Annotated in this window: 22 protein-coding genes; 7 read left to right on the top strand and 15 right to left on the bottom strand. The window is 51.5% G+C overall.

Annotated features, from left to right (window positions below; translation table 11 throughout):
- Positions 1-41 precede the first annotated feature (41 nt).
- Both UNDKW_RS18460 and metE read right to left on the bottom strand, forming a co-directional pair.
- Positions 42-1,391 carry a hypothetical protein gene (locus UNDKW_RS18460; RefSeq protein ID WP_232063042.1) on the bottom strand — a complete coding sequence of 450 codons (1,350 nt, stop codon included), beginning with the start codon at positions 1,389-1,391 and terminating at the stop codon, positions 42-44.
- Between the two features lie 361 nt (positions 1,392-1,752).
- Positions 1,753-4,053 carry a 5-methyltetrahydropteroyltriglutamate--homocysteine S-methyltransferase gene (gene metE / locus UNDKW_RS18455; RefSeq protein WP_162059883.1) on the bottom strand — a complete coding sequence of 767 codons (2,301 nt, stop codon included), beginning with the start codon at positions 4,051-4,053 and terminating at the stop codon, positions 1,753-1,755.
- Between the two features lie 187 nt (positions 4,054-4,240).
- Between metE and UNDKW_RS18450 the strand changes: the two genes are divergently transcribed.
- From UNDKW_RS18450 to UNDKW_RS18440, 3 genes are all read left to right on the top strand, one after another.
- Positions 4,241-5,161, top strand: a complete 921-nt coding sequence (locus UNDKW_RS18450) for a LysR family transcriptional regulator (protein WP_162059882.1) — start codon at positions 4,241-4,243, stop codon at positions 5,159-5,161.
- 178 nt (positions 5,162-5,339) lie between these two features.
- Entirely contained in the window at positions 5,340-6,401 is a 1,062-nt protein-coding gene (locus UNDKW_RS18445; protein ID WP_162059881.1) for a DUF5694 domain-containing protein, read from the top strand.
- A 299-nt stretch (positions 6,402-6,700) separates the two neighbouring features.
- Positions 6,701-7,312, top strand: coding sequence for a hypothetical protein (locus tag UNDKW_RS18440; RefSeq protein ID WP_162059880.1), 612 nt, complete (start codon positions 6,701-6,703; stop codon positions 7,310-7,312).
- Between the two features lie 161 nt (positions 7,313-7,473).
- On the opposite strand, the gene UNDKW_RS18435 is transcribed toward UNDKW_RS18440, so the two are convergent.
- The 10 genes from UNDKW_RS18435 to UNDKW_RS30570 form a co-directional block, all read right to left on the bottom strand.
- Positions 7,474-8,697: a DUF2325 domain-containing protein gene (locus UNDKW_RS18435; RefSeq protein ID WP_162059879.1), complete on the bottom strand. Its 1,224-nt coding sequence runs from the start codon at positions 8,695-8,697 to the stop codon at positions 7,474-7,476.
- Between the two features lie 77 nt (positions 8,698-8,774).
- Positions 8,775-9,047 carry a hypothetical protein gene (locus UNDKW_RS18430; RefSeq protein WP_162059878.1) on the bottom strand — a complete coding sequence of 91 codons (273 nt, stop codon included), beginning with the start codon at positions 9,045-9,047 and terminating at the stop codon, positions 8,775-8,777.
- A gap of 19 nt (positions 9,048-9,066) precedes the next feature.
- A complete protein-coding gene (locus UNDKW_RS18425; RefSeq protein WP_162059877.1) occupies positions 9,067-9,885 on the bottom strand; it encodes a ChaN family lipoprotein in 819 nt (272 codons plus the stop codon).
- The gene (locus UNDKW_RS18420) at positions 9,878-10,261 is read right to left on the bottom strand and encodes a VOC family protein (protein ID WP_162059876.1); all 384 of its coding nucleotides are present in this window, start codon (positions 10,259-10,261) and stop codon (positions 9,878-9,880) included. Before UNDKW_RS18420 ends, UNDKW_RS18425 begins: the two co-directional genes overlap by 8 nt.
- A 31-nt stretch (positions 10,262-10,292) precedes the next feature.
- On the bottom strand, positions 10,293-11,108 hold the full coding sequence (locus tag UNDKW_RS18415) for an ATP-binding cassette domain-containing protein (RefSeq protein ID WP_162059875.1): 816 nt from the start codon (positions 11,106-11,108) through the stop codon (positions 10,293-10,295).
- Between the two features lie 23 nt (positions 11,109-11,131).
- On the bottom strand, positions 11,132-12,223 hold the full coding sequence (locus UNDKW_RS18410; protein WP_162059874.1) for an iron ABC transporter permease: 1,092 nt from the start codon (positions 12,221-12,223) through the stop codon (positions 11,132-11,134).
- Entirely contained in the window at positions 12,220-13,155 is a 936-nt protein-coding gene (locus UNDKW_RS18405; protein WP_232063041.1) for a hemin ABC transporter substrate-binding protein, read from the bottom strand. Before UNDKW_RS18405 ends, UNDKW_RS18410 begins: the two co-directional genes overlap by 4 nt.
- On the bottom strand, positions 13,143-14,255 hold the full coding sequence (locus UNDKW_RS18400; protein WP_174247606.1) for a hemin-degrading factor: 1,113 nt from the start codon (positions 14,253-14,255) through the stop codon (positions 13,143-13,145). Before UNDKW_RS18400 ends, UNDKW_RS18405 begins: the two co-directional genes overlap by 13 nt.
- 12 nt (positions 14,256-14,267) lie before the next feature.
- Positions 14,268-16,466, bottom strand: a complete 2,199-nt coding sequence (locus UNDKW_RS18395) for a TonB-dependent hemoglobin/transferrin/lactoferrin family receptor (protein WP_162059873.1) — start codon at positions 16,464-16,466, stop codon at positions 14,268-14,270.
- A 160-nt stretch (positions 16,467-16,626) separates the two neighbouring features.
- On the bottom strand, positions 16,627-16,869 hold the full coding sequence (locus UNDKW_RS30570; protein ID WP_232063479.1) for a hypothetical protein: 243 nt from the start codon (positions 16,867-16,869) through the stop codon (positions 16,627-16,629).
- Between UNDKW_RS30570 and UNDKW_RS18390 the strand changes: the two genes are divergently transcribed.
- Positions 16,771-17,808 carry a choice-of-anchor A family protein gene (locus UNDKW_RS18390; protein ID WP_370529141.1) on the top strand — a complete coding sequence of 346 codons (1,038 nt, stop codon included), beginning with the start codon at positions 16,771-16,773 and terminating at the stop codon, positions 17,806-17,808. The two genes, UNDKW_RS30570 and UNDKW_RS18390, sit on opposite strands and share 99 nt — an antisense overlap.
- Before the next feature lie 91 nt (positions 17,809-17,899).
- A complete protein-coding gene (locus tag UNDKW_RS18385) occupies positions 17,900-18,535 on the top strand; it encodes a hypothetical protein (RefSeq protein WP_162059872.1) in 636 nt (211 codons plus the stop codon).
- Positions 18,536-18,787: 252 nt separating this feature from the next.
- Here UNDKW_RS18385 and UNDKW_RS18380 read toward each other — a convergent pair whose 3' ends face one another.
- Genes UNDKW_RS18380 through UNDKW_RS18370 form a run of 3 tightly spaced genes read right to left on the bottom strand, consistent with a single transcriptional unit; the run spans position 18,788 to position 19,761 of the window.
- The gene (locus tag UNDKW_RS18380) at positions 18,788-19,003 is read right to left on the bottom strand and encodes a hypothetical protein (RefSeq protein WP_162059871.1); all 216 of its coding nucleotides are present in this window, start codon (positions 19,001-19,003) and stop codon (positions 18,788-18,790) included.
- Positions 19,004-19,018: 15 nt separating this feature from the next.
- Entirely contained in the window at positions 19,019-19,288 is a 270-nt protein-coding gene (locus tag UNDKW_RS18375) for a DDE-type integrase/transposase/recombinase (RefSeq protein ID WP_232063439.1), read from the bottom strand.
- A complete protein-coding gene (locus UNDKW_RS18370) occupies positions 19,243-19,761 on the bottom strand; it encodes an MASE1 domain-containing protein (RefSeq protein ID WP_232063039.1) in 519 nt (172 codons plus the stop codon). The genes UNDKW_RS18375 and UNDKW_RS18370 overlap by 46 nt, the downstream gene beginning before the upstream one ends.
- A 1,119-nt stretch (positions 19,762-20,880) precedes the next feature.
- Here UNDKW_RS18370 and UNDKW_RS18365 point away from each other — a divergent pair.
- Positions 20,881-21,201, top strand: coding sequence for a hypothetical protein (locus UNDKW_RS18365; protein WP_162059868.1), 321 nt, complete (start codon positions 20,881-20,883; stop codon positions 21,199-21,201).
- The gene (locus UNDKW_RS18360; protein WP_197892926.1) at positions 21,191-22,438 is read left to right on the top strand and encodes a PBSX family phage terminase large subunit; all 1,248 of its coding nucleotides are present in this window, start codon (positions 21,191-21,193) and stop codon (positions 22,436-22,438) included. Before UNDKW_RS18365 ends, UNDKW_RS18360 begins: the two co-directional genes overlap by 11 nt.
- Positions 22,439-22,443 lie beyond the last annotated feature (5 nt).

The following is a 22,443-nucleotide window of genomic DNA, read 5'->3' as shown; positions in this document are numbered from 1 at the left end:
CGGGGATAACTCCTTATTTCTATAAATGGACAGACAAAATTTTATAAAGGTTGAGGTAGCGCCGTTACTGGAATTTTCCAACGATTGCAGCGCATATCCAAAATAAAGTCATTGTTTTCTATATATACAGCTTGAGGCCAGGAAGTGCTGCATTTTTCCGATGAGCCTGCAGGAGTGGGCACGCGCAAGACCCATATTAACTTTCCTGTCTTTGAAAATCTAGCCAATACATTTTCTTGGCGTGTAGACCAGCCGGATTTCTGGGAGAGGACAATAAATCCATCTCCAAGAGCAAATGATTCCCATGGATACGGGTTTTTTTCCTGCGTCACACGCAATGAAATGAGCTCGTGCGATTTCCAATCCAAAAGTAATTTACCATAGTTGCTGTGATCGTGAACCATTGCTTGGATAATCATTTCCGACCAAAGTTCATGACTCAATTGTGGGCTATAGCGCCATGTACTCAATTTTTCATCTGTTGAAGACCAATCGACTTTGAGCGATGCTCCCAACAATGGATAGTTGTTGATATCTTCCTTGGACATATCTACTTCAGCATCTACTGTCCTGCTATTCAAAACTTGAGATTTTTTATCGAATGAAGCAGCACCAATTAGTCTATCGGCGATCACTGCGTGTGGAGACCTGCAATCTGTATCGCGCTTGCCAATAAGACTGGTTGCCCGGCCAGAACTAATATGATTTTCTGAGTCAGTTGTGGTAAGTCTGGTAAGCTCTTTGCCAGCTTTCTGATCTAGAAGTACCCAAGCTCCATAATTGACTTTGGTAGCAGGAATCAAGTTAAGGCGGTAATTGGAAGTTGGTTGTGATGCGTACGTAATTCTCATGCAGGTGTCTGGCAAAAAAGGAACTTTGTCGATAGAGTTCGCAACACTTGATGGGAGGTGTGCGCAATCAGGGTCGCCTTTGTTGCTTAATTCCAGTTTTGCATAACTTCCTGCTTCGCCGTTCACAAGCCAATGAGATTCTCCATCACCTATTGGATAAGCAATGTAAGATCTTCCTCTTTCATCGCTATGAACTTTGATCTCTACAAACGATAATTTGCGCTCTTTAAAAAGATTAATTAAAGCATTCACACGCAATGCCGCGCCCTCATCAGTAAAATTTTCAATCACGATCGAATCTGGTAGCGTACTGAGTTCAGTTTCACAGATTTTTTGAGCAGAGATCCTGCGCTGTAACTCAGGATCATGAGTATTTAGCTTGGTATGATATAAATATGTCCAGATTCCAACAACACATATGATACCAATGACTCTTGCCAATCCTTTTAACAAAAAAAACGGAATGGAGATTGTTACAATGATAGCGAGCAAAACTATACCGACAATTGAGTAGATAATAAATTCTGCTATAGCCATCATGCTTCGATTACAGTTTAGGTGGGTTAAAAGACTGGGTAATTGCTGACGAAGTGAAAGTGGATCCGCTTATAAACGTGAATTTTTTCAGTACTGTACCAGATATTTGTATGCAAGCTAATGCTTGCTGATTTTGGAAAAAATGCGAGAAAGCGCAAGCTTATTTCTTATATGATGCGTACTCAGACAGTTGTGTTAAAGCGATTTCCCAAAAGCTTGACAGTAATTTTTCCCTGTTCAAACACTATTGTGCCATCCGTATTAAGTCGCACTAGCTACAAGATTAAAAAATATAAAGGCACATGCTCACAATAAAGTGAGCATGTGCCCCTTAGATCAAATCAAACCAGCTGACAAAAACTCATCAGCAGCAATCCTGATGCTCTTCATCATCCGCCGCCACGGTCGCTCTTAACAACTTGGCTGCCTGCACCATGTTTTCCAGAGCAGCGATGGTCTCTGGCCAGTCGCGGGTTTTGAGGCCGCAGTCGGGGTTGACCCAGAGGCGGGCGTCGGGGAGGACGTTGCGGGCTTTTTGTAGCAACCTTTGCATTTCGCTGACTTTGGGTACGCGTGGCGAATGGATGTCATACACGCCGGGGCCTATGTCGTTGGGGTAGGCGAAGTCGCCGAAGCCGTCGAGCAATTCCATATCCGAGCGTGAGGTTTCTATGGTGATGACGTCAGCATCCATGGCGGCTATCCACGGCAGGATGTCGTTGAATTCTGAATAGCACATGTGGGTATGGATTTGCGTATCGTCCCTGACGACGGCAGAACTCAATTTGAAGGCGCGCACAGCCCAGTCGAGGTAGGCGGACCAGTCTTGCTGTTTCAGTGGCAGGCCTTCGCGAAAGGCGGGTTCGTCTATCTGTATCATGCCTATGCCTGCTTTTTCGAGGTCGGCAACTTCATCGCGCAGCGCCAGGGCGATTTGCAGGGCGGTGGTGGAGCGTGGCTGGTCATCGCGCACGAAGGACCATTGCAGCATGGTGACGGGGCCGGTGAGCATGCCTTTCATGGGTTTGCTGGTGAGGCTCTGGGCGTATTCGCTCCAGCTGACTGTCATGGCTTCTGGCCTGTACACGTCGCCATAGATGAATGGCGGTTTGACGCAGCGTGAGCCATAGCTTTGTACCCAGCCGTTCAGGGTGAAGCCATAACCCCAAAGTTGTTCACCGAAATATTCAACCATGTCATTGCGCTCTGGTTCGCCATGCACCAGTACGTCGATGTCCAGCTTTTCTTGTTGCTCAACGACCAGGCGGATTTCTGCGCGCATGGCTTCGAGGTATTCGAGGTGCGACAAGTCACCACGTTTATACGCTGCGCGGGCCTGGCGTATGGTCTTGGTTTGCGGGAAGGAACCTATGCTGGTGGTCGGGAACAGGGGCAGCGCAAAACGCTTTTGCTGTTCGCTGATGCGGCTTGCAAAAGCATGGTGGCGGGTGACATCCTGTTCTGTAACCGCAGCCAGGCGTTTTTGTACAATGGGGTTGTGGATGCGTACTGAGGTGCGGCGGCTGGCGATGGCCTGGTCGGCGGCTTTGAATTGATGGGCGACGCTGGCGGCATTGCCGTTCAGGACTTGTTTCAGGGCGACGATTTCATCAAGTTTTTGCGTGGCAAAGGCCAGCCAGCTCAGGGTTTCTGCATCGAGTGCTGTCTCTGCTGCGAGATCCACCGGTACATGCAGCAGAGAGCAACTTGCGGCCAGCCACAAGTTGTCGCCCAATTGCGCGTGGGCGGTTTGCAGGCTGGCCAGCAAGCCTGTCAGGTCTGCCCGCCAGATATTGCGGCCATCGATGACACCGGCGGACAATACGCGGTCTTGCGGCCAGTTGGCCAGCAATGCAGGTAATTGCTGAGGAGCGCGTACCAGGTCCAGGTGAATGCCAGCGACAGGCAGGGCATGCAGCAGGGCGGCGCGTTCCTGCACTGATTCAAAGTAAGTCGATAGCAGCAATTTGGGTGTGTTTTGTGCGAGGGCATTGTAGGCCAGCACAAAAGCATCCAGCCAGGCATTGTCGAGATCCAGTGCCAGGATAGGTTCATCAATCTGCACCCATTCCACGCCTTGCTCTTGCAGGCGGGCCAGCAGGCGCTGGTAGGCGGGGATGATTTTGGGTAGTAAGTCGAGTTTGATGTCCAGGCCATTTTTGATCTTGCCAAGGTAGAGCAGGGTCAGGGGGCCAACCAGGGTGGCTTTGGCTTTGTGGCCCAGGGACTGGGCTTGTGCGAGTTCTTCAAACAGCCAGTCTGTGCCGCCATCAAAGCTGGTGTCGGCTGTCCACTCTGGTACGAGATAATGGTAGTTGGTATCAAACCATTTGGTCATTTCCATCGCAAAGTGCTGGGGGTTGCCACGGGCGGCGACGTAGTAGTCTGCCAGACTCAGGTTTTTTGCATCAAAGCCAAAGCGCGTGGGCAGGGCACCCAGCAGGGCCAGGGTGTTCAAGATCTGGTCATACCAGGCAAAGTCACCAACGCTGACAAAATCGAGGCCTGCCTGCTTTTGCAAACCCCAATGGCGGGCGCGCAAATCGGCACCGGTTTCATGCAGGGTGGCTTCGGTGATATCGTCGCGCCAGAAGGATTCTTGTGCGAATTTCAATTCTCTTTGGGCGCCGATGCGGGGGAAGCCCAGAGTGTGTGCTGTTGTCATTTCATTTCTCCTATCGTGGGAGGACTTATGCAAAACTACCTGGCTGCACTAAGGCGCCGGCTGGGGGAATTTTGCAAAAGTCCTATGGGTGGTAGCATGATGAGTTAGAATTGACTATGATTCAAACGACATATTTTAAGAATCATCTTGAATTTTATTCATAATGGAGCCCTAAGGCTCTGAGATCATGCAATCCATACTAGAGCTACGCCACCTGAAAACCCTGCATGCCCTGCGTGAGTCTGGCAATTTATTGCGTGCCGCCGTTCTGCTGAATGTCACGCAATCAGCACTGTCGCACCAGATCAAGTTGCTGGAAGAGCATCACGGCACACCCTTGTTCGAGCGCAAGACCACACCTATACGCTTCACGCCTGCGGGTGAGCGCCTGCTGCAACTGGCAGACAGTGTTCTGCCGCAGGTGGCCAATTGCGAGCGCGACCTCGCACGCATGGCCCAGGGTGTGGCGGGTCAATTGCGTATCGCGGTTGAATGCCATACCTGCTTTGACTGGCTCATGCCCGCGATGGATTTATTCCGCCAGCGCTGGCCTGAGGTGGAGCTGGATATCGTGTCCGGCTTCCAGGCGGACCCGGTAGGGTTGCTGTACAGCCACAAGGCGGATGTGGCGATTGTGTCAGAAATGGATGCGGATGAGAGCGTGGCTTACCATCCCTTGTTCCGCTTCGAGATCATTGCCTTGATTGCCAAAGACCATGCGCTGGCAACGCGCGATTATCTGGTGGCGCAGGACTTTGCGACTGATACCCTGATCACCTATCCTGTGCCTGACGACATGCTGGACGTGGTACGTCAGGTCTTGAAGCCCGCTGGTATAGATACCACACGCCGCACGACCGAGTTGACAGTCGCCATGCTGCAACTGGTCGCCAGCAAGCGCGGCATCGCCACTTTGCCAGTGTGGGCAGCACAAAATTATGTGAACCGTGACTATGTGCTGCCCAAGCGCATTACTGCGGATGGTTTGACTGGCAGGCTGTATGCTGCCTGCCTGCCTGATTTGTCGGCCAAGGCGTATCTGAGTGATTTTGTGACGACGATACGGGAGAGTAGTTATTTGAATTTGCAGAGTATAGAGTTGATTTGAGTGCACTGCAATTGAGCGATAGCTCTGGTGTCCTCACGAAACGGATACTATTAGCACTTCGTCCTGTTCTGCCGTTTTTGCATTCCAGACTGCTGTAACTGCATCCTGTCCTCTTCTTCTTGTTCACCCCCACGCTATGCCTTACATTCGCGAGATTTAATCAATCTGGGGAAATTACATGGAACAATGGGCAAAACGGATTTTGTTTGCAGGCGCAGTGATGCCAGTTCTGGCGCAGGCGCAGCTTGATTTGACGGCGCTCGATCGTGATATGACCGGGCCTCGTGCAAAGGTGCTGGTGCTAGGGACTGTGCATTTGCGTAGCATGCCAGCCAGCTTCAATCCTGCATCGCTGGGCGGTGTTCTCGATAAGCTGGCGAAATTCAAACCAGAGATTATTACGATAGAAACCGAGTCTGGTGAAGAATGTGATATGGCCGCCCGCCATGTCGCCAGATTTGGTGCTGACTATTGCGCATCGAACGAAGCTGCCAGGCTGGCTACGGGCCTGGATGCACCTGCGGCGATGGCTGAAGCAGACAAATTGTTGAAAGCATGGCCTGGGCAGGCAATGCAGGTAAAGCCAGCGCAACGCCGTCGTCTCGCGGCCTTGTTCCTGGCTTCGTATGATACGGCATCGGCCTATGTGCAATGGTTGCAATTGCCAGAGGCGGAGCGCCATGCGGGTGATGGCTTGAATGAGGCCTTGGTAGAAAAGCTCATTCAGGCAGGAAAACGCAATAATGAAAACTACCTGATTGCTGCGCAACTGGCTGCACGCCTGGGCTTGCAGCGTGTCCATGCCGTGGATAACCATACTGGTGACCGTATTGATGTGGTGGATATCAAGGTTTTTGTGCATTCCATAGAGTCTGCCTGGGCGGCAGGTAATCAAGATATGAACCTGCGAAAAAAACATGAAGTGGAGTTGATGCAGGCCAGCGAGCTTTTGCCCTTGTACCGCTATATCAGCGAACCAGAAGGCTTGCGGATTTATGCTGAGGCGAATGTCGCCGCTGCCATGCGTGCCAAATCGCCAGAAGGCTATCCGCAGATATGGGTAGCTGGCTGGGAGATACGTAATATGCGCATGGTTGCCAATATCCGCGAGACTTTCCGTGAACGCCCGGGTGCACGTGTGTTGTCTGTCGTCGGTGTTTCGCACAAACCCTGGTTTGATCACTGGCTGGGGCAGATGCAGGGTGTTGATATTGTGGATGCGGCTGATGTGTTGAAGTGAGGTACTCACTGTTGATGGTGTTGATTTTTCGTAAAAGCGACTGCAGCAGCGATGCGTAGTGCTGGCATTGCTGTTCGCGACTGAAGCCACTCCAGCAAGAACAGACTCGTTTTATCGTGAGGCCGCGGTCATTTTTCACTTTGCCGCTGTGGCCACTTGTGCACCAGGGAGTTTTTGCTTCAGGCACAGGGTATGGCGCTGGAATTAATAAGCTGGCATACTCCGCCCGGCTATATCGATAGCCAAAAAAACATGACTTTTCAATCAGTGCATTCATGCCTCTTTACTCTCTCATCTTAATGAACACGATCATTCGCAAATTTGTTTTATTTTTTTTCATTCTCGCACTTGGTGGGTGTGGGCACCTTCCTTATGTTTCCAAGAGCAGTCTGAAGCCATCTATACCAGGCCGTCCATCTATTGAGTTGGATAAAGACGTCAGTTTACAAACACGTCTGGGCTGGAATACTGGTTTGGCTGTTGGTGTAACAAAAGGAGTGTACGTGCCGGTCTTTGAGGCGGAAGGTGGGGTTTATTATCGTGGTCCTGACGATTGCGTGGTGCTGATCAATACGAAGGACAATAAGATTGTGGATACGCGTGATGGTGGATTTTGGTTGCCACGCGATCCTGCATCAAAGTCTTTATCAAAAATTTATTCTCATGAATTTTCGGGTAGCCGCTATCGTTCGCCTGCCAGTGGATCATCAGGTGACATTTCAACAGTTGCGACACAAATTGCCTTGAGCAACCCTAGCGGTGCCTCGCCAGTTGCAGCAGGAGCCACTGGTGGTATTGTCGGTGGTGTTTTGGGCGCAATGATAGAAAACGCAAAAAAAGAAAAAGCGATGGTTCTTATGACGGATATCTTTCCGACCGAGCTTTTGAGAGGCGCGATTAAAAAGAACTGACCTGTGATCAATAAGGCGTTGGAAAATGCCGGAGTCCGGATTTTTTTCGCAGGAGCGGCTTTCGCCGCGAACACTTTGCTGCATGGGGTATGTGTAGTACTGACCATTGCTGTACTTGCTGTTCGCGGCTGACGCCGCTCCTACAGAGGATTGCGCTGGTTTTATTGACTGGCCGTTTCTGTATGTACGGCTTGATCTTCCGAGAATTTTTCCAACCCGCGTGCAAGTGATGAGACGCTGGGGTTTTCTACGAAGACGCAGCGTTTGCCGGTGCGTTTGCAGAAATCCTTGACGCGCCAGTAGGCGGTGTGGCTGATGCAACCGGTCTGGCAGATGACGAGGTCGGCGGCGGCCAGGCTGGCGTCCAGCAGGCTTTGGTTGTCTTCGAGGCCACCATCATGATGGGCGAAGCGGCCGCCTATGCGTTCTATGAGGTCGCGGTAGGTGGGTACATTGCCGCTGCGGCCACCTACACATAGCACAGTTTTTTGCTTCAGGTGCAGGGTGATTGGATAGACTTTTTCTTCTGGCTGTTGCCTGCCTTGCTCGGCTGCCTGTTCCTGTATGTCAGCGGCGGCTTTGCTGGCTTCTGTGAGTTTTTGCTTTAGCTCGCGTACCAGGTTTTCCGTTTCGGTTTGGCGTTCAGCCATTTGCTCGATTTTCTTGAGCAGGCGCTGGCGGGTTTCCAGTTCGGGGATTTCTGCTTTTAGTGCAGCGATGTCGCAACTGAGGAAGTGAATGCTGCTGTCCTTGCCTATGCTTTCTGCACGCAGTTGTATCAACTGGGTGTTTTGTTTTTCTATCTCGCGGGTTTTCTCAGCCAGGGCGCGATTATGTCTTTCCTGTACGCGGCCCAGTTCGCGGGTCAGCAATTTGTTTTGTTCAAGCAGGGCATTGAAGCGGGCGATATCGATGCGTACGCTGGCACCAGCCTGGTGCTGCAGCATGTGCATGTCGCGGCATAAGCCATCTTGCAAATCAGCGTCGCAACGCGGGTGTGTCAGTGCGGCCCAGAATGCGCCAGCGACATCGCCTTTGTCGATCGCGGCGAGCCACAGGCGGGTGACAGCTTCTACTGTTTTTGCCGCACGGAATTCCTGTATGGTGCGGGCATAGCGTTGCTCCAGTTCTTGCTGTATGGCTTCTGACAGGCGGTTGCGGCGACCACATTCTGCAATCGCGCCGACATGGATTTCATAGTCTTCGGCAATGGCCTGGCCATTCATGGCCTTGTTGACGATGCGTCGCAAGGTTGTCAGTGGTATGCAGACACCGATGACGGGGCAATGGCATTCATGCGTCAAATCCCAGATGCGGCGACGGCGTGAACCTGCCGGTGTGGCTTCTGGTGTTAATGCAATACTATGTTTGTCATGTTCACACATACGGTACTCCTCTTGATACTTCTGACCAGGTGATGTTGCATAAACTTGCTTGATGATTTGCTTAATGATTGATTTGCTTAGTGCATTTTTTTACCCGGTGCTATTTCAAAGCCGGTGACGTGGGGCGCTTCCGGGGTTTTGGGCAGGCGCGCATCATAGCTTTCTATATTCAACTGCGCTTCCGCGAGCATATAGGCGAGGACACGGAAAGCTTCGACATCAAAGCGCAGGGACACATGGTTCAAAGACAGGTGGACTACCCCGCATTCAGGGCAGATCATGACTTCGCCGACTTTGCTTGAGGCCAGACCGAGATGCTGGCAAGCGTTGGATGATGGCTGGTGTTTCATGTGTTCCTCTGGGTGTGGATTAAGATGACGCCTTGGGTGCGGGAATGCTGGTGCATGGATCGGCGCGGGTGTGGGCCTTGACGACATGGCTGCTGTCATACATGCCGGGCTTTTCTGCTGACGTTTCCAGATAGCCGTGAACTTGCACACTGGCTTGCTGGCTGGCGGGCAGCCATGCCGGTACACCAAGATCACGCCTGACGTGGCCATTACCGGCCAGCAGGACGACGCCACGGTCTGCATTTTCAGTGACGATCTTGGCCATCACGACATCACGCGCAACTTGTGCCCTGACCATGCTGGGGACGATATTGTCTGGCATCTTGCCGCAATGACCGTTTTCCATGGCAGCGCGCTGGCCATCGACTACCACGGCAGGCAAGGGCTGGTCCAGCTTATAGCCGCTGATGGTGTTCTTGTCGAGCACGGCAGCATAGCCTTCACGCATGACACGGGCGGCATCTGCGCGGGACAGGTTGGCAGCAAGCAGCGGCAGTTTGTAATCGATGGCGAGCTGGATGACGGGACGGTAATGCGGCCACTCCCAGCGCTTGTTGCCGACCTTGCTGATGATGCAGTCTGCATCGGTGCAAGTTGCCTGTGCCTGGGTGAGTTCGGCCTGGTTTTCGCGGTCGAATTGCTCCATGGCGATGGCGGGACGCCAGCCTGCGACGACCATTTTTTGCAGGTCGGCATAGCGTTGGGCATGTCCTTCGGGATTGTCATGCACTTCGCCCAGCAATAGTATTTTGCTGCTGACTGATTTTTCAGTCTGGGTTGCGCATGCTGATAAAAGGCTGGTGGTGATCACAGCGATGAGCAGGTTTGATTTACGCATTGTCGCAAGTATCCATATTCTGACCTATGAACCACAGAACGCCGCTCGGGTCGGTTAGCGTGAAATCGCGCATGCCATAAGGCTGTTCCACAATTGCGGTCAGGCGCACCTGGTATTTTTCTGCAATGCCGGATGAGATGATGAATTCATACCAGATGCCGACATCATCGACCAGGATATGCATCATGAAATTATTGGTGTGATCAGCGACATAGAACTCTTGCAGCATGAAGCTGCATTGTGCATATTTGAGATGGGCATAGCCATCTTCACTAAAGACGACCTCAAATCCCAGGTCTTGATAAAAGGCCAGGGAAGTTTCAAAATTTTTGGCAGGCACAAAGGCCTTGATTTCTTGCATCTTTGGTTTTTGCATGTTCTCTCCCATTCAAATATGTTGTGAATTGCTATGCGCTTTTCCTGGCGCGTGACGATGCGCGCAAGGGGGTGACCAGCAAATCACCTTCTTCATTGTGCATGCAGGTCAGGGCGATATCATACAAGTCTTCCAGCGCCGGTACTGCTTCGCGGTTGCTGGCGATGTCGGCGACGAGCTGGCCATTCTTGACTAATAGCAGACGTTCGAACGCCTGCATCGCATGGTTGATGTCATGCAGGATGGCGGCGATGGCATGCTGGCGTTCTGTCGCATATTCTTCGAGGCTGGCAAGCAGGTCAAATTGCAGGCCGGGGTCGAGTGCTGCCAGAGGTTCATCGACGAGTATCAGGCCATCGCGCTGGTCCCACAGTTGTGCAAAGATGCGTGCCAGTTGTATGCGTGCCTGTTCGCCGCCAGAGAGGCTGTCAAAGCGACGGCCCAGTAAATGGGCTGCATGGGCCATGGCCGCTGCTTGTCTGACGATGTTGGACAGTTCAGGATCATGGGCACGGCTGACACGACCAAGGCTAATGACCAGATCAGTTTCCAGGCCAAAGGCCACATCGCTGTTTTGCGGCAGGACGGCACGCAGGCGGCTGAGTTCCATCAAGGACCAGCTTGCCAGCGGGCGTGACTGAAAAGTGATGTTGCCGCTGCTGGTTTTTAATTCACGGGACAGCAGTTTCAGCAGCGTGGATTTGCCTGCGCCGCTGGGGCCAAGGATGGCGACTTTTTCTGCCTTGGCTATATTCAGACTAAAGGGCCCAAAGTCTTTCTTGTCCAGCCTGGCGCAGACGGCGTCAAGCTGGAGCAAACCCTGTTGTGTGGTGGTTTTCATTAACATGATGCGATTCTCAACCATGTGATTCAGGCTAAACGACCACGTGCATTACGCAGCAGGATCAGGAAGAAAGGGCTGCCCAGCAAGGCAGTGAAAATACCCACTGGCACTTCAGCCGGGATGGCGATGCAGCGTGCCACGGTATCGGCCAGTAGCAGGAGCAAACCACCCATGAGCATGGAGCGTGGTATCACCTGTCTTTGATCTGGCCCGCCCATGGTGCGCACCAGATGTGGTGCAACCAGGCTGATGAAGCCTATCATGCCGCACCAGGCTACCGCAAACCCGGTCAGTACTGCGACCAGGACAATGACCTGTGTGCGCAGGCGGCGCACATCGATGCCGACATGGGCAGCCGCTGCTTCACCCAGGGCCAGGGCATTCATGGCGCTGATCATGCGCCTGACCCACCACCAGGCTGGCAACAGCAGCGTCAATAGCAAGCCAGCAGCCAGCCAGCTGGCACCTGCCAGGGAGCCCAGGGTCCAGAAACTCAGGTTGCGCAATTGCTCGTCCGTTGCCAGGTAAGTGCACAGGCCCAGCACGGCAGCGCTCAGGGCGTTCAAAGCAATGCCTGTCAGAAGCAGGCCGACGATGGAACCAGGTGAAATCCAGCGGGCGACACGATCAAGTGCAAAACAAACCAGCAAGGCACCGCTGAACGCGGTGACTGGCAAGATCCACATGCGCCAGGACATGGGGATAGGCAAGTGCATGCCTGACAAGACGACGATACTCAAACCCGCAGCCGCAGCAGCACCGGCAGTAATGCCCAGCAAATTGGGATCTGCCAGCGGATTGCGGAACAGGCCTTGCGTCAGTGCACCTGACATGCCGAGTGCAGCACCCACCAGCATGGCAAACAGGGCACGTGGCAGTCGGATATTCCACAAGACATAGCTGCTGCCAGTCAGCGTCTGGTCGTCGCTGAAGTCTAGCAGGGTCAGCCAGTCTTGCAATGTGACTGGCACGGCACCGAATTGCACACTCAGCAGTAAAGCGGCAAGCAGGGCCATACTCAGCACCAGCACTAGCAGCGGGCCAGGTCTGCCGCCTTGCAAAAGCTTTGCCTGCAAACTTGGTGGCAATTCACCAGACACGGCTACTGAGGCTTTCATGCCTGCATGGCCCGGGTGATGGCGCTGTCCAGCTGGCTGATTGCCGCTGGCAGACGTGGCCCAAAGCCTAGCATGAGCATGGCTTCCTGCGACAGCACGCGGCGCTTGCGGCCTGCCGGTGTTTGTTCCACACCCGGCAATTTCAATACGGATTCTATGCCGCCTGAGGCTTTCAGGCCCTGGTCGGTCACGAGGATGATGTCGGGCTGGGCTGCGATCATGGCTTCTGGTGTCAAAGGCTTGTAGCCATTGAAACCATTGCCACCACTACCTGCAGTCAGGGCATTGCTGGCACCTGCATATTCAAGCACGGCATGGGCGGCGGTTTCACGACCTGCCACCATGATCTGGTTAGGTGCATGGGCGAGAATGAATACGGCTTTGGGGCCTTTGCCCTTGCGCTGCTCTATCGGTGTACGGACCCTGGTCCATTCCTGCTGCAGGCTTTGCATCAGGGTGACGGCCTGGGCTTGTGTCCCAGTCAGTTCACCAATCTGCTTGATGCGGTCGAGCACGCCTTCAAACTTGTGATGCGCAGGCAAGACCGCGAGCGGGATACCTGAGGATGTCAACTGGCGTATCACGGCAGGCGGGCCTGCATCTTCGCTGGCGATGATTTGCGTTGGTGCCAGGGCCAATACCCCTTCTGCTGACAGTGCACGCGCATAGCCGACATTAGGCAGTTTTTGCACACTCTCAGGGAAGTTGGATGTGGTATCGACGGCGACTAGGTCATTGCTGGCATTGAGGGCGTAGATGATCTCGGTGATCGCGCCGCCTACGCTGATGATGCGCTGCTTGCCTTTGCCGGTTGCGGCTTGTGCCCACGGTGCCAGCATGCTGGAGCCAGCCAAACCCGCCAGGCTAGCAAGTTGCATCAAAGTCTGCCTGCGCAGGCGATTGTGCTGGGTTTGTGGACTTATGCTGCGCATGTCTGGCTTTCTGACAAGAGGTTGTCGATCAGTGCACGCCATTCGCAGAGTTCGGGCTTGCCGGGTTTGCGTTCACCAAAGAACATGGCGATGGTTTCGCCGTCGGCGTCAAACAATTCTAGTGAAGTGACGAGGCCATCCGTGGTTGGTTTTTTGACGACCCATGCACTGGCAATTTGGTCTTCACGCAGATGCAGGTTGAAGCGTGGGTCGAGTACGTTCACCCATGGACCCATTTTGGCAATCTTGCTGACCGGACCGGAATGGATTTGTATCATGCCGGCATTGCCGGTAAATACCATGATAGGCACGGCTTCGGCAGCGGCTGCCTGCAACAGGTCCTGGCAACTGCTGACATCAATTTGCTGGACGAACTGGGCATCAGCCACGCGCAATGCCTGGGTGCGTGTCACGGCAAATTTTTTCATGAGGCCAAAGAACTCATGAGTATCACGCAAGGATGCCCAGGCCTGACGGAAGCCGGTGACATCGATGTCCTTGTCAGCCAGTTCCAGTATTTTTTTTGCGCTGTCTTTGGTAGCGATGCCGCTTTCTTGCTCGACTGCGGCAAAGCTGGCGACCAGCGCTTCATAAGCCTCTACATTGCTTTGTGGCTTGATGAAAATCTTGTGGATGGCCGTGCCGGTGGCATCATAGAATTGCAGGCTTTTTTGCTCGCTGCGCTCTTCGCCGCTTCCTGTTTGTTCTGTCACTGCAAAGCCAAACGCCCATTGCTGATAAAAAATCCGCAAATCGATTTCACCTGCCAGCACCAGGCCGACATGGTGGTTGTGGCTGATTTTGCTGTAGGTGCCAGTTTTTTCATGGACGCAGGAAGGATTGCGTGTCAGGGCCATGACTTCGCCCAGGCTTTCTACCGCGGCGATAATTTCTGGCCACTCTGCGCGCAGGCAGGTGGTACGCAACAGGCAATTGCTTTCTATGGCTGCTGTGCCTGCGTGGGCGGCGATGAGCTCGCCTTCACTGATCTCTAAAGCTTCTGCGATGTCACGATGTCTGGCTTTTTTCTCGCGGCGCATGCTGGCGAATTGTTCACGGACATGAGCATTTTGCTGCGGGTTCAAATGTTGGGCTGGCATGACGATTCCTTCTTAAAAGTCGTAACGAACTGATACCTGGGCATTTCGGCCAGGGGCGGTGTAAGCATCTTTGACGTTGGTGTTGTCAGCCAGGCCGCGTACATCAGACCAGGCCCAGTATTTGGTATCAAAGACATTGTTGAGGTTGGCATTGACTGTCAGGTTAGGCATGGGCTTCCAGTACACACCGAGGTCAACGATGTGGTAAGAACCTGGTGCAAACTGTGTTGTTGATGCTGGTGCGATCCTGTCGAGCTGCTTGCCTTGATGATGCTGGAATTGCGCACGCGCACCCCAGACTGCTGTGTCATAGCGCAGGCCTGCCAGGAATTTCATCGGGTTGATGGTGTCGAGTGGCGTTTTTACGCCAGCAACTTCGCTGTCGCCCTTGGTGTAGGAGACACCGGCAGTGGCTTGCCAGTTACTGTCGATCTGCCATTCTGCACGTGCTTCTGCACCACGGATTTGCGCCTTGGCCAGGTTGATGTACTGGAATACCAGCGGGTCGACTGCAGTGCCTGTGCCGCGCACTACCTGCTGGCTGATGAAGTCTTTGTAGCTATTGTCGAATGCGGCGAAGGAATAACGCAAACCCTGCACCCTGCCACGAAAGCCAATCTCAAAGCTGTCAGCACGTTCTGCTTTCAGTTGCGAATTGCCTATGCTGGTGTAGCCGGATGCCAGATTAGTGAAACCATTATTGACCTGATCAGGAGTAGGTGCGCGGAAGCCCTTGGCGAATTGTGCATAAGGTGCAAAGGTGGCGTCGAGTTGCCATACCAGGCCCAGGCGTGGTGTGACAGCACTGTCAGACAGAGTTGCGACTGCGCCGCCTGTGTAGCCTGCACTGGAAGGAGCGAGCTTGTAATGGTCATAACGCAGGCTGGGGATGATGCTTAGCTTGCCTGCTTCGATTTCATCCTGGATGAAGGCACCTGTGACTGTGTAAGTCGTGTCAGGGAAAGGCTTGGCAGGGAAGGATTCGCCAAATGGCGCTACCGTGCCATCGCGCAGGCCGGTGACTTCTGTGCGGTTCCAGTCAAAGCCGTAGCTGAGTTTTTGTTCAACCGCACCGGAGAAATTGCTTTCCATGATGTTGGACAAGCCGACGATCCTGGTGTTGTAGTGGTTGTCGCGGGTGCGGTCAGCGGCGGTGTTTCTGTCTTCAGCAGAGTATTGGCTGACCTTGGCATCTTGCCAGTACAGACGTGTCTCGGCATTGTGCAACCAGCTGGAATTCAGGTTTTTATAGCGGTGCGCCAGGCTGAGTTTATTGCGCTCTACCTTGTCGCGGGTATCCAGGTCCAGGGTGCTGGTGGATGCCAGTGGCGGCACGGCGCGGGCAGAATAAACATCAGTTTCCTGCGTGCGTTTTTGTGCTTCTACGCTGGCTTCGATCTGTTGGTTGCCATCGATTTTAAAGATGGCTTTACCCAGCAGGTATTGGGCATTGAAATCAACTGGATTTGGTTTGGTACGGTTGACGTTTTTTGCGTCATTGTTTGCACGGTTTTCTGTTTCATGACCACGGCGGTCGCTGACCAGCAGCAAACCTTGCCAGCTACCATTGTCGCCAGCTATAGCTGCGGTATTGCGCCATGAGCGATCGACTGTGGCATAGCCAGAACGCACGAAGCCGCCAAAAGACTGGCCTTTTTTGAGCAAATCAGACGGGTCCAGTGTGCGGAAGCTGACTGCACCAGCCAGACCATCGCTGCCGAACTGTGTGGAGGTAGGCCCACGCAAAATTTCTACTGCCTTGATGCCATCGAGTTCAAGGAAATCACCACGGCCTGTCGCAAATGCGCCAAACGAAAAACTACCCGGTACGCGCGTGCCATCCACCAGCATCAAGACCTGGTTACCTTCGAGACCACGGACATTGATACCTTCATTACCAGCACGACCAGTGGAGCTGCCAGCCGCTGTAAAGCGGGTAGGGGCAGCACGCACGCTGATATCGAGTTCATTGCGGAACAGGTCCTTGATGTCGCGACCACCTTCCTGCTCTATCCTGGCAGCAGGGATGACGGTGACGGTATTGGGCACACTATCGACTGTCCTGGCGGTACGCGTAGAGGTGACAGTAATATCTTTGAGGGTAGTTGCTTCTGTCGGTGGAACCGGGCCGGGAGTTTGTGCAAAAGTAGTTGCCGGAGCCATGCCCCATGCCATACCCAGTGCCAGGGCGATTTGCGTCTTGCTTAGCATCGTGTTTCCTAATTTTAAAAAATTGGACACTGGCTAGCGGCGACTGGCTGGTGCGTATCATGGTCAACTCCTTAGCCCGCACGTTCATTGCACCGTGCTTGAGGCTGGGAGCATCGTAAAAAGGGGAGTTTTTACGACTAATATATGTTAATCGGATTCATTATAAATGAGAATCATTCTCAGTTGCAAGCGCAATTGGAAATTTCTTTTGAGGGCTTTTAACTGGGAAATTTAATGCGACTGCGTTGCCCCACCCGTACTCACCAGTGCAGACCTGGGCCTGGCAGGGCAGTTCAACGCCTTCATCTTCAATGACTACACCGCCACCGGTGGCGAAGTCGCCGGTACCATGGCTGTAGGCCACAACTTCAATGTCTCCGCCTTCAGCATGGACACCACCCAAAAGAACTACCAGGGCGCGTCCTTAATCGTCGGTAACCAGCTCACCTTCAATGGTGGCTCCACCCATGGCAAAGCCACTTATGGCAGCAGCAAGAACGTCAACAACCTCCAGCAAGGAGACACCGTCGTCAAAGCCGCACCGCCATTCAGCTTTGCCGACAACAAAACCCAGTTGACAGACTTGTCCACCAACCTCGCAGCGCAAACTGCCAATGGCAAGACCACGATACAGTTCAACGGCATGACCTTCCAGGGCGATGGCACAAGTGGCACACAAATCTTCAATGTCAAAGGTGCTGATTTGCTGAATGTGACCTACGCCAACTTCGTCAACCTCACACCGGGACAGACACTCATCATCAACGTCACTGGGGACAGTGGCATGCAAGGCGGCATGCCTGACGGCTTCAAGAACTACAACACCCTGTTCAACTTCAGCACCGCCAAGAAACTGACGTTCACCAACGTTGCCCTCAACGCCAGCATCCTCGCGCCGCTGGCCACAGTCAGTGGTGGTAGTGGTGTGGTGGATGGCAATGTCGTCGTCAACAACTGGAACAGCAATGTCTACATCGCCAACAACCGCAGCTTCCAGGTGGCGGCAATGCCAGCGAAACAAACACAGACCAGTGCCATGGGAATGTCAGTCGCCGCAGCGAATCCGTATGCGACGGCGGTGAGCCCGGCGACACCGACTACGACGACGAATAGCAAGACCACGACAGTCGCAGCGACGCCTATGCAGGCAACGTCGGGGAGTAGTGCGATTGTGATTCCGGCTGGAACGGCAAGCAATTCAACAGCAAGCACAAATAACACCAGCAGTACGACGACAGCGGCAGATGGTGATCTGGCGATGGCGGCTTTGCTGGACAGTTTGGGGAATTCTCTGGCGAGTGCTTTGCAGGTGCAAATGGATAAAACGTTACGACAACAGTAATATTGAATTGAAGGAGAATGAAGCTTTTTTGAATGAGCTTCATTGCTTATGATATGTTTATTGGACTAAAGTAAATAGAAAGTGAAGTGATATGCGTCGGATTATCAGTGAAAAAAATGGCGTTACGTTATTCGCAGAGAACAAATTACCTTTTGGGGATGATTTGCCATTGCTTTGTGACTCAATTGATTTACTTAAAAAATTAAAATCAAAAAAGATTATCGATATATTGAAATTGTATAAAGAGCATCCTTCTACTTATCTATGTGCACCATATAACATCCCTGAAAATAAATTATTTAAACGCGGGAGCGGACCGATATTTTTTTTATTGGAATCTGAAATCTGTGTTGGATTCTACGCTTCTTCTTTAAATAGTTCTGTGCTTGTATGGCAAGAAAATTTGCCTTTGACGTTTGATATATTAGAAAAAAAATTTGCTTATATAATAAATTCAGGATGCTTGGTTAGTTGCCAAGATATGCGCTTTGGTGATCCGCAATGTGCGAATATTATTGGTAAGAGAATAGACCGATTAACTATTTACAAAACTTCTGAGCCTCGAAATCTCAATTATCGGAATGAACGTGGCTTATTAGTAACTTTAGACGACGAAACAGATTTTTTGATCTCGAAAGGATTGCAAAAAAAATGTGATTTCACTTTAATGTCGGACGATAAAATTAAAGATTCTTTAAAGGATTTTATAACTACAATTGAAGTTTAAATACTTGCTGTTGCTGCTGCCCTGTTCAGTGTTCAGTTAAACCAAATCGCTCCGCCAGATCTGCAAATTTCGCAAAATCTGCCGACGGTTTTGGTTTGGCTAAACACAGAACTAACTATTTTTTAATCAGTTCGAGCAATTCAATTTGTTCTCTGGATTGAATTTTGTGCAAATTACTTGTTCAAGGCGAGATTCATCCTGAACAGCTAAGCTGTCCGTTTAAAATGTATATTCTGGTTCATCGAGAATTTGCTAGCGCCGCAAATAATATCCCTGCAACAAATCATCCCAAGCCTCAAACTGATGCACAGACTTAGGTGGTGTGATGTACGGATTAATACCCGTCCAGACCTCAGCAGGCGTATGCCCGTGCAAATGCTGATGCGGCCTGATCAGGTTATACCAGGTCGTAAAATCCCTGAGCATGGCATCCAGCATGAATCCATTGACCGGTGTAGTCAAATTCAATTTCTCTTTCAACGTTCAAAAGAAACGCTCAATCCTGCCGTTTTGCCACGGCTTACCGGGTTCACTGAACTCCTGACGAATTCCTAATTTCTTTAACGCCCGTCTGAATTTTTTACTGCGAAACACAGAGGCATTATCGTTACGAATAATTTTTGGTTTGCCAAACAAGTTGATCGCCTGTTTTATATGCTCAAGTATTACCGCCGACGTCGCCAACTCCAAACGCAGCAACAACAAATTCATGCGCGTACCATGATCGACAATACCAAGAATAAAATGCGGCACACCACGCGCATCCACTTTGCCAGTCCCATCCAGACACCAGCGTAAATTTGCATGCCGACACTGGCATTGACGAGACAGCCAACCGGCCCAGCGAGCAACAGGAAGAGCGCAACATGCCGTTCGTCATCAAGCGCGGCTGGATAACCAACAAAGCGTTTCAGCAGATAAGCGCTACTCATCGCCTGCAGCATGGCGCCTGTGGCAACCAGCAGGGCCAGGCCGGTATTTGTGAGCGTCAATTGTCCCTGGCTTTCCCAGCCTATCCACAGATTGAAGAGACATGAACCCAGAGCTGCGCCAGGCAGCAGATGGTATCCACCCGTTAGCACGGCAATCACTGCCACGCCCGCCGGTGGAAAGACGGCAATGGCATAGCCGGGAGGAATGGCTAGCAACAGGGCGATGCGTCCAAACAGGATATAGACGAAAGCCAGTAGCAGATTCCTCGCGAGCAGAGAGGAGACATTGTTCAAGGACGATGTGGGCAAAATACCTTGCTCCCCATGGTGAACACCTCCAAGCGAAAAATTTGCTGTGAATAATTATATGACCGAAAGCAAGTCATTGTGTTTTTATTCATCTGGACGAATTTGCGCTTTGTCGGCGTGCTTGCTTGTGCGCCCAATCAGGCTTGGTTTCTTGCTGCGCCAGCTGTTTTTATGGAGAAAATATGCATGAGAAATAAGCTTAATAAAAATTTGTACTGATTAAATAATCAGTGTATATTGTTGTTCAGGGCGAGTTGCGTCCTGTTGCTATTTTGTAGTATCCCTCAGATAAAAACTTCGGACCCTGCTTTGTGAAAAGTGGGGTTTTTTGTTTTTAAGGCCTTGTTTTTATTGATTATTTTATTTTTGTTAATGCGTGTGCCGGGCTGAATTCAGATGTTGTTTTCTTGCTGCGCCTGCGTACTCTAATTTAATAAGAAAAATTTGTACTGATTAAATAATCAGTGTATAGTGTTGTTCAGGGCGAGCTGCGTCCTGTTGCTATTTTGTAGTAACCCTCAGATAAAAACCACGAACCCTGCTTTGTAAAAAGTGGGGTTTTTGGTTTTGAGTTGATGGATTTTTCTTAAACTTTTGCGCTGTTTTTACAGAGAATTTTCCTGTAAATGCTGGAGCTTAAGAAAAATTTGCACTGATTATATAATCAGTATATAGTTCTGTTCAGGGCGATTTGCGTCCTGAAGAATTTTATTTGTTAGAGTTGATCTGGCCCCGCTACTGTAAAGCAGCTGGGCTTTTTGTTTTCTGCGTTTTGTTCATGAATTTTTGTTCGCAAATTTTGTTAATGAATCTTGTCGATGAATGCAGAAAATTGACAGAATCGCGCCACGCAATTTGCTTGTGCTGGCGCTCAGGCTTTTACCTGTTTGTGATTGCAAGCGTATCACCCTTTCACGTAGTGCTGACCATACTGAACGCAAAGCAGCAGACAGGTAAATCTTTTTAGGCGTTGACGGGAATCATGGGAATGTGCGCCTGCAATTGCAGTTAATGCAGCCGTGCAGATGCGCTGCCCATGGTTCCCGGGCAGGCCAATGCTGATAACCCTGGAGCAGGACAAGCCGCAAGGCATCCTGAAAATAAATGAGTGAAAGCAAAATTGTGAAGGCTGCTATTGCATCTGAGATGGCGGCTAAACCTGCTGCCAAGACACGCGGACGACCAAAAAAAGCAGTCAGTCAATCTACATTGACTGTCAGGGATGCGATTGCCAAAGCGGGTGAGGAACTGGGTGGTGCTTTGCGCCTGGCGCAGTGGGCAAGGGAAGACCCGACCAATGAAAAAGCCTTTTGGACAGTGTTGTATCTGAAGATTTTACCTCTGCAAGTCAATGGGGCGGGAGAAAACGGCGAACATTTGATTAGTGATATCGCCATCAAACTGGTCAAGCCGAATGCAGATTGAATGCGAGTTTCCTGAAAAACTGGAATTCTTGTTCCAGCCAGCGCGTTACAAGGTGGCGCGTGGTGGGCGCGGCAGCGGCAAGTCCTGGGGCTTTGCCCGCGCCTTGTTGTTGCTGGGTGTGCAGAATGTAGAGCGGATTTTATGTGCACGTGAGTTGCAGAAATCGATCAAGCAATCTGTGCATCAGTTATTGCGTGACCAGATTGCAGCCCTGGGATTGAGTCATTTCTACCAGGTGTATGAATCAGAAATTCGCGGCATGAATGGCACACGTTTTTATTTCAGCGGTTTGTCTGACCAGACGGCTGACAGTATCAAGTCTTTTGAAGGTTGCACCAAGGTGTGGATAGAAGAAGGTCAGAGTGTGTCGGACAGATCATGGAGTATTTTGATACCGACGATACGTACGGCAGGTTCAGAAATCTGGGTGACTTATAACCCCGAACTGGAAACTGATCCTACCCATCAGCGTTTTGTCGCAAGGCCACCGCATGACTGTGTATCGATCCTGATGAACTGGCGGGATAACCCCTGGTTCCCTGACGTGCTGGAAAGAGAACGACAAACCTGCATGCAGCGCGAACCTGAAGCTTATAAAAATATCTGGGACGGTGAATGCAAACCGGCAGTGAGTGGGGCGATTTATTACCACGAAGTGGCTGGCGCACAGGGCAGGGTTTGTCATGTGCCGTATGACCCTATGCTGAAAGTGCATGTTGTGGTTGATCTGGGCTGGAATGATGCGATGGCGATCAGCCTGGTGCAAAGACAAAGCTCTGAATTGCGGGTGATTGAATACCTGGAAGACAGCCATCAAACCCTGGATTATTACTCTGCCTTGTTGAAGCAAAAGAATATGAATTGGGGAAAACTATTTTTACCTCACGATGGTCGCAACAAGGACTTCAAGACCGGCAAGAGCGCAGAAGAAATCATGACGGCTCTGGGCTGGGATGTGGCAATCACGCCCAGCATGAGTGTGGAAGATGGCATACGTCTGACGCGCATGACATTTGGACGCTTGTGGTTTGATGCGGATAAAACTGCGCGTCTGATTGAATGCGTGAAACGCTATCGCCGCGTGATCAACCAAAGCACAAATGAAGCTGGCGCACCCTTGCATGATGAGTTCAGTCATGGTGCAGACAACCTGCGCTATATCTGCATCAATGCAGAGGCGATGTCGAACGAAGAATGGGGTGGCAAACTGACTTACCCTAAATTTACTTATGCATAGAGGAT

Source organism: Undibacterium sp. KW1 (assembly GCF_009937955.1).
Lineage (GTDB): Bacteria > Pseudomonadota > Gammaproteobacteria > Burkholderiales > Burkholderiaceae_D > Undibacterium.
The sequence above is the reverse complement of the archived record's forward strand: the minus strand, read 5'-3'. Positions and strand labels throughout refer to the sequence as shown.

What these genes read in the sequence shown, in the direction of transcription:
- UNDKW_RS18385 (WP_162059872.1), top strand. Translation starts at nt 17,900, where the DNA reads ATGCGTCGGATTATCAGTGAAAAAAATGGCGTTACGTTATTCGCAGAG.
- UNDKW_RS18450 (WP_162059882.1), top strand. Translation starts at nt 4,241, where the DNA reads ATGCAATCCATACTAGAGCTACGCCACCTGAAAACCCTGCATGCCCTG.
- metE (WP_162059883.1), bottom strand. Translation starts at nt 4,053, where the DNA reads ATGACAACAGCACACACTCTGGGCTTCCCCCGCATCGGCGCCCAAAGA.
- UNDKW_RS18415 (WP_162059875.1), bottom strand. Translation starts at nt 11,108, where the DNA reads ATGTTAATGAAAACCACCACACAACAGGGTTTGCTCCAGCTTGACGCC.
- UNDKW_RS18365 (WP_162059868.1), top strand. Translation starts at nt 20,881, where the DNA reads ATGAGTGAAAGCAAAATTGTGAAGGCTGCTATTGCATCTGAGATGGCG.
- UNDKW_RS18360 (WP_197892926.1), top strand. Translation starts at nt 21,191, where the DNA reads ATGCAGATTGAATGCGAGTTTCCTGAAAAACTGGAATTCTTGTTCCAG.
- UNDKW_RS18445 (WP_162059881.1), top strand. Translation starts at nt 5,340, where the DNA reads ATGGAACAATGGGCAAAACGGATTTTGTTTGCAGGCGCAGTGATGCCA.
- UNDKW_RS18460 (WP_232063042.1), bottom strand. Translation starts at nt 1,391, where the DNA reads ATGATGGCTATAGCAGAATTTATTATCTACTCAATTGTCGGTATAGTT.
- UNDKW_RS18440 (WP_162059880.1), top strand. Translation starts at nt 6,701, where the DNA reads ATGAACACGATCATTCGCAAATTTGTTTTATTTTTTTTCATTCTCGCA.
- UNDKW_RS18405 (WP_232063041.1), bottom strand. Translation starts at nt 13,155, where the DNA reads ATGCGCAGCATAAGTCCACAAACCCAGCACAATCGCCTGCGCAGGCAG.
- UNDKW_RS18430 (WP_162059878.1), bottom strand. Translation starts at nt 9,047, where the DNA reads ATGAAACACCAGCCATCATCCAACGCTTGCCAGCATCTCGGTCTGGCC.
- UNDKW_RS18420 (WP_162059876.1), bottom strand. Translation starts at nt 10,261, where the DNA reads ATGCAAAAACCAAAGATGCAAGAAATCAAGGCCTTTGTGCCTGCCAAA.
- UNDKW_RS18395 (WP_162059873.1), bottom strand. Translation starts at nt 16,466, where the DNA reads ATGCTAAGCAAGACGCAAATCGCCCTGGCACTGGGTATGGCATGGGGC.
- UNDKW_RS18400 (WP_174247606.1), bottom strand. Translation starts at nt 14,255, where the DNA reads ATGCCAGCCCAACATTTGAACCCGCAGCAAAATGCTCATGTCCGTGAA.
- UNDKW_RS18435 (WP_162059879.1), bottom strand. Translation starts at nt 8,697, where the DNA reads ATGTGTGAACATGACAAACATAGTATTGCATTAACACCAGAAGCCACA.
- UNDKW_RS18425 (WP_162059877.1), bottom strand. Translation starts at nt 9,885, where the DNA reads ATGCGTAAATCAAACCTGCTCATCGCTGTGATCACCACCAGCCTTTTA.
- UNDKW_RS18410 (WP_162059874.1), bottom strand. Translation starts at nt 12,223, where the DNA reads ATGAAAGCCTCAGTAGCCGTGTCTGGTGAATTGCCACCAAGTTTGCAG.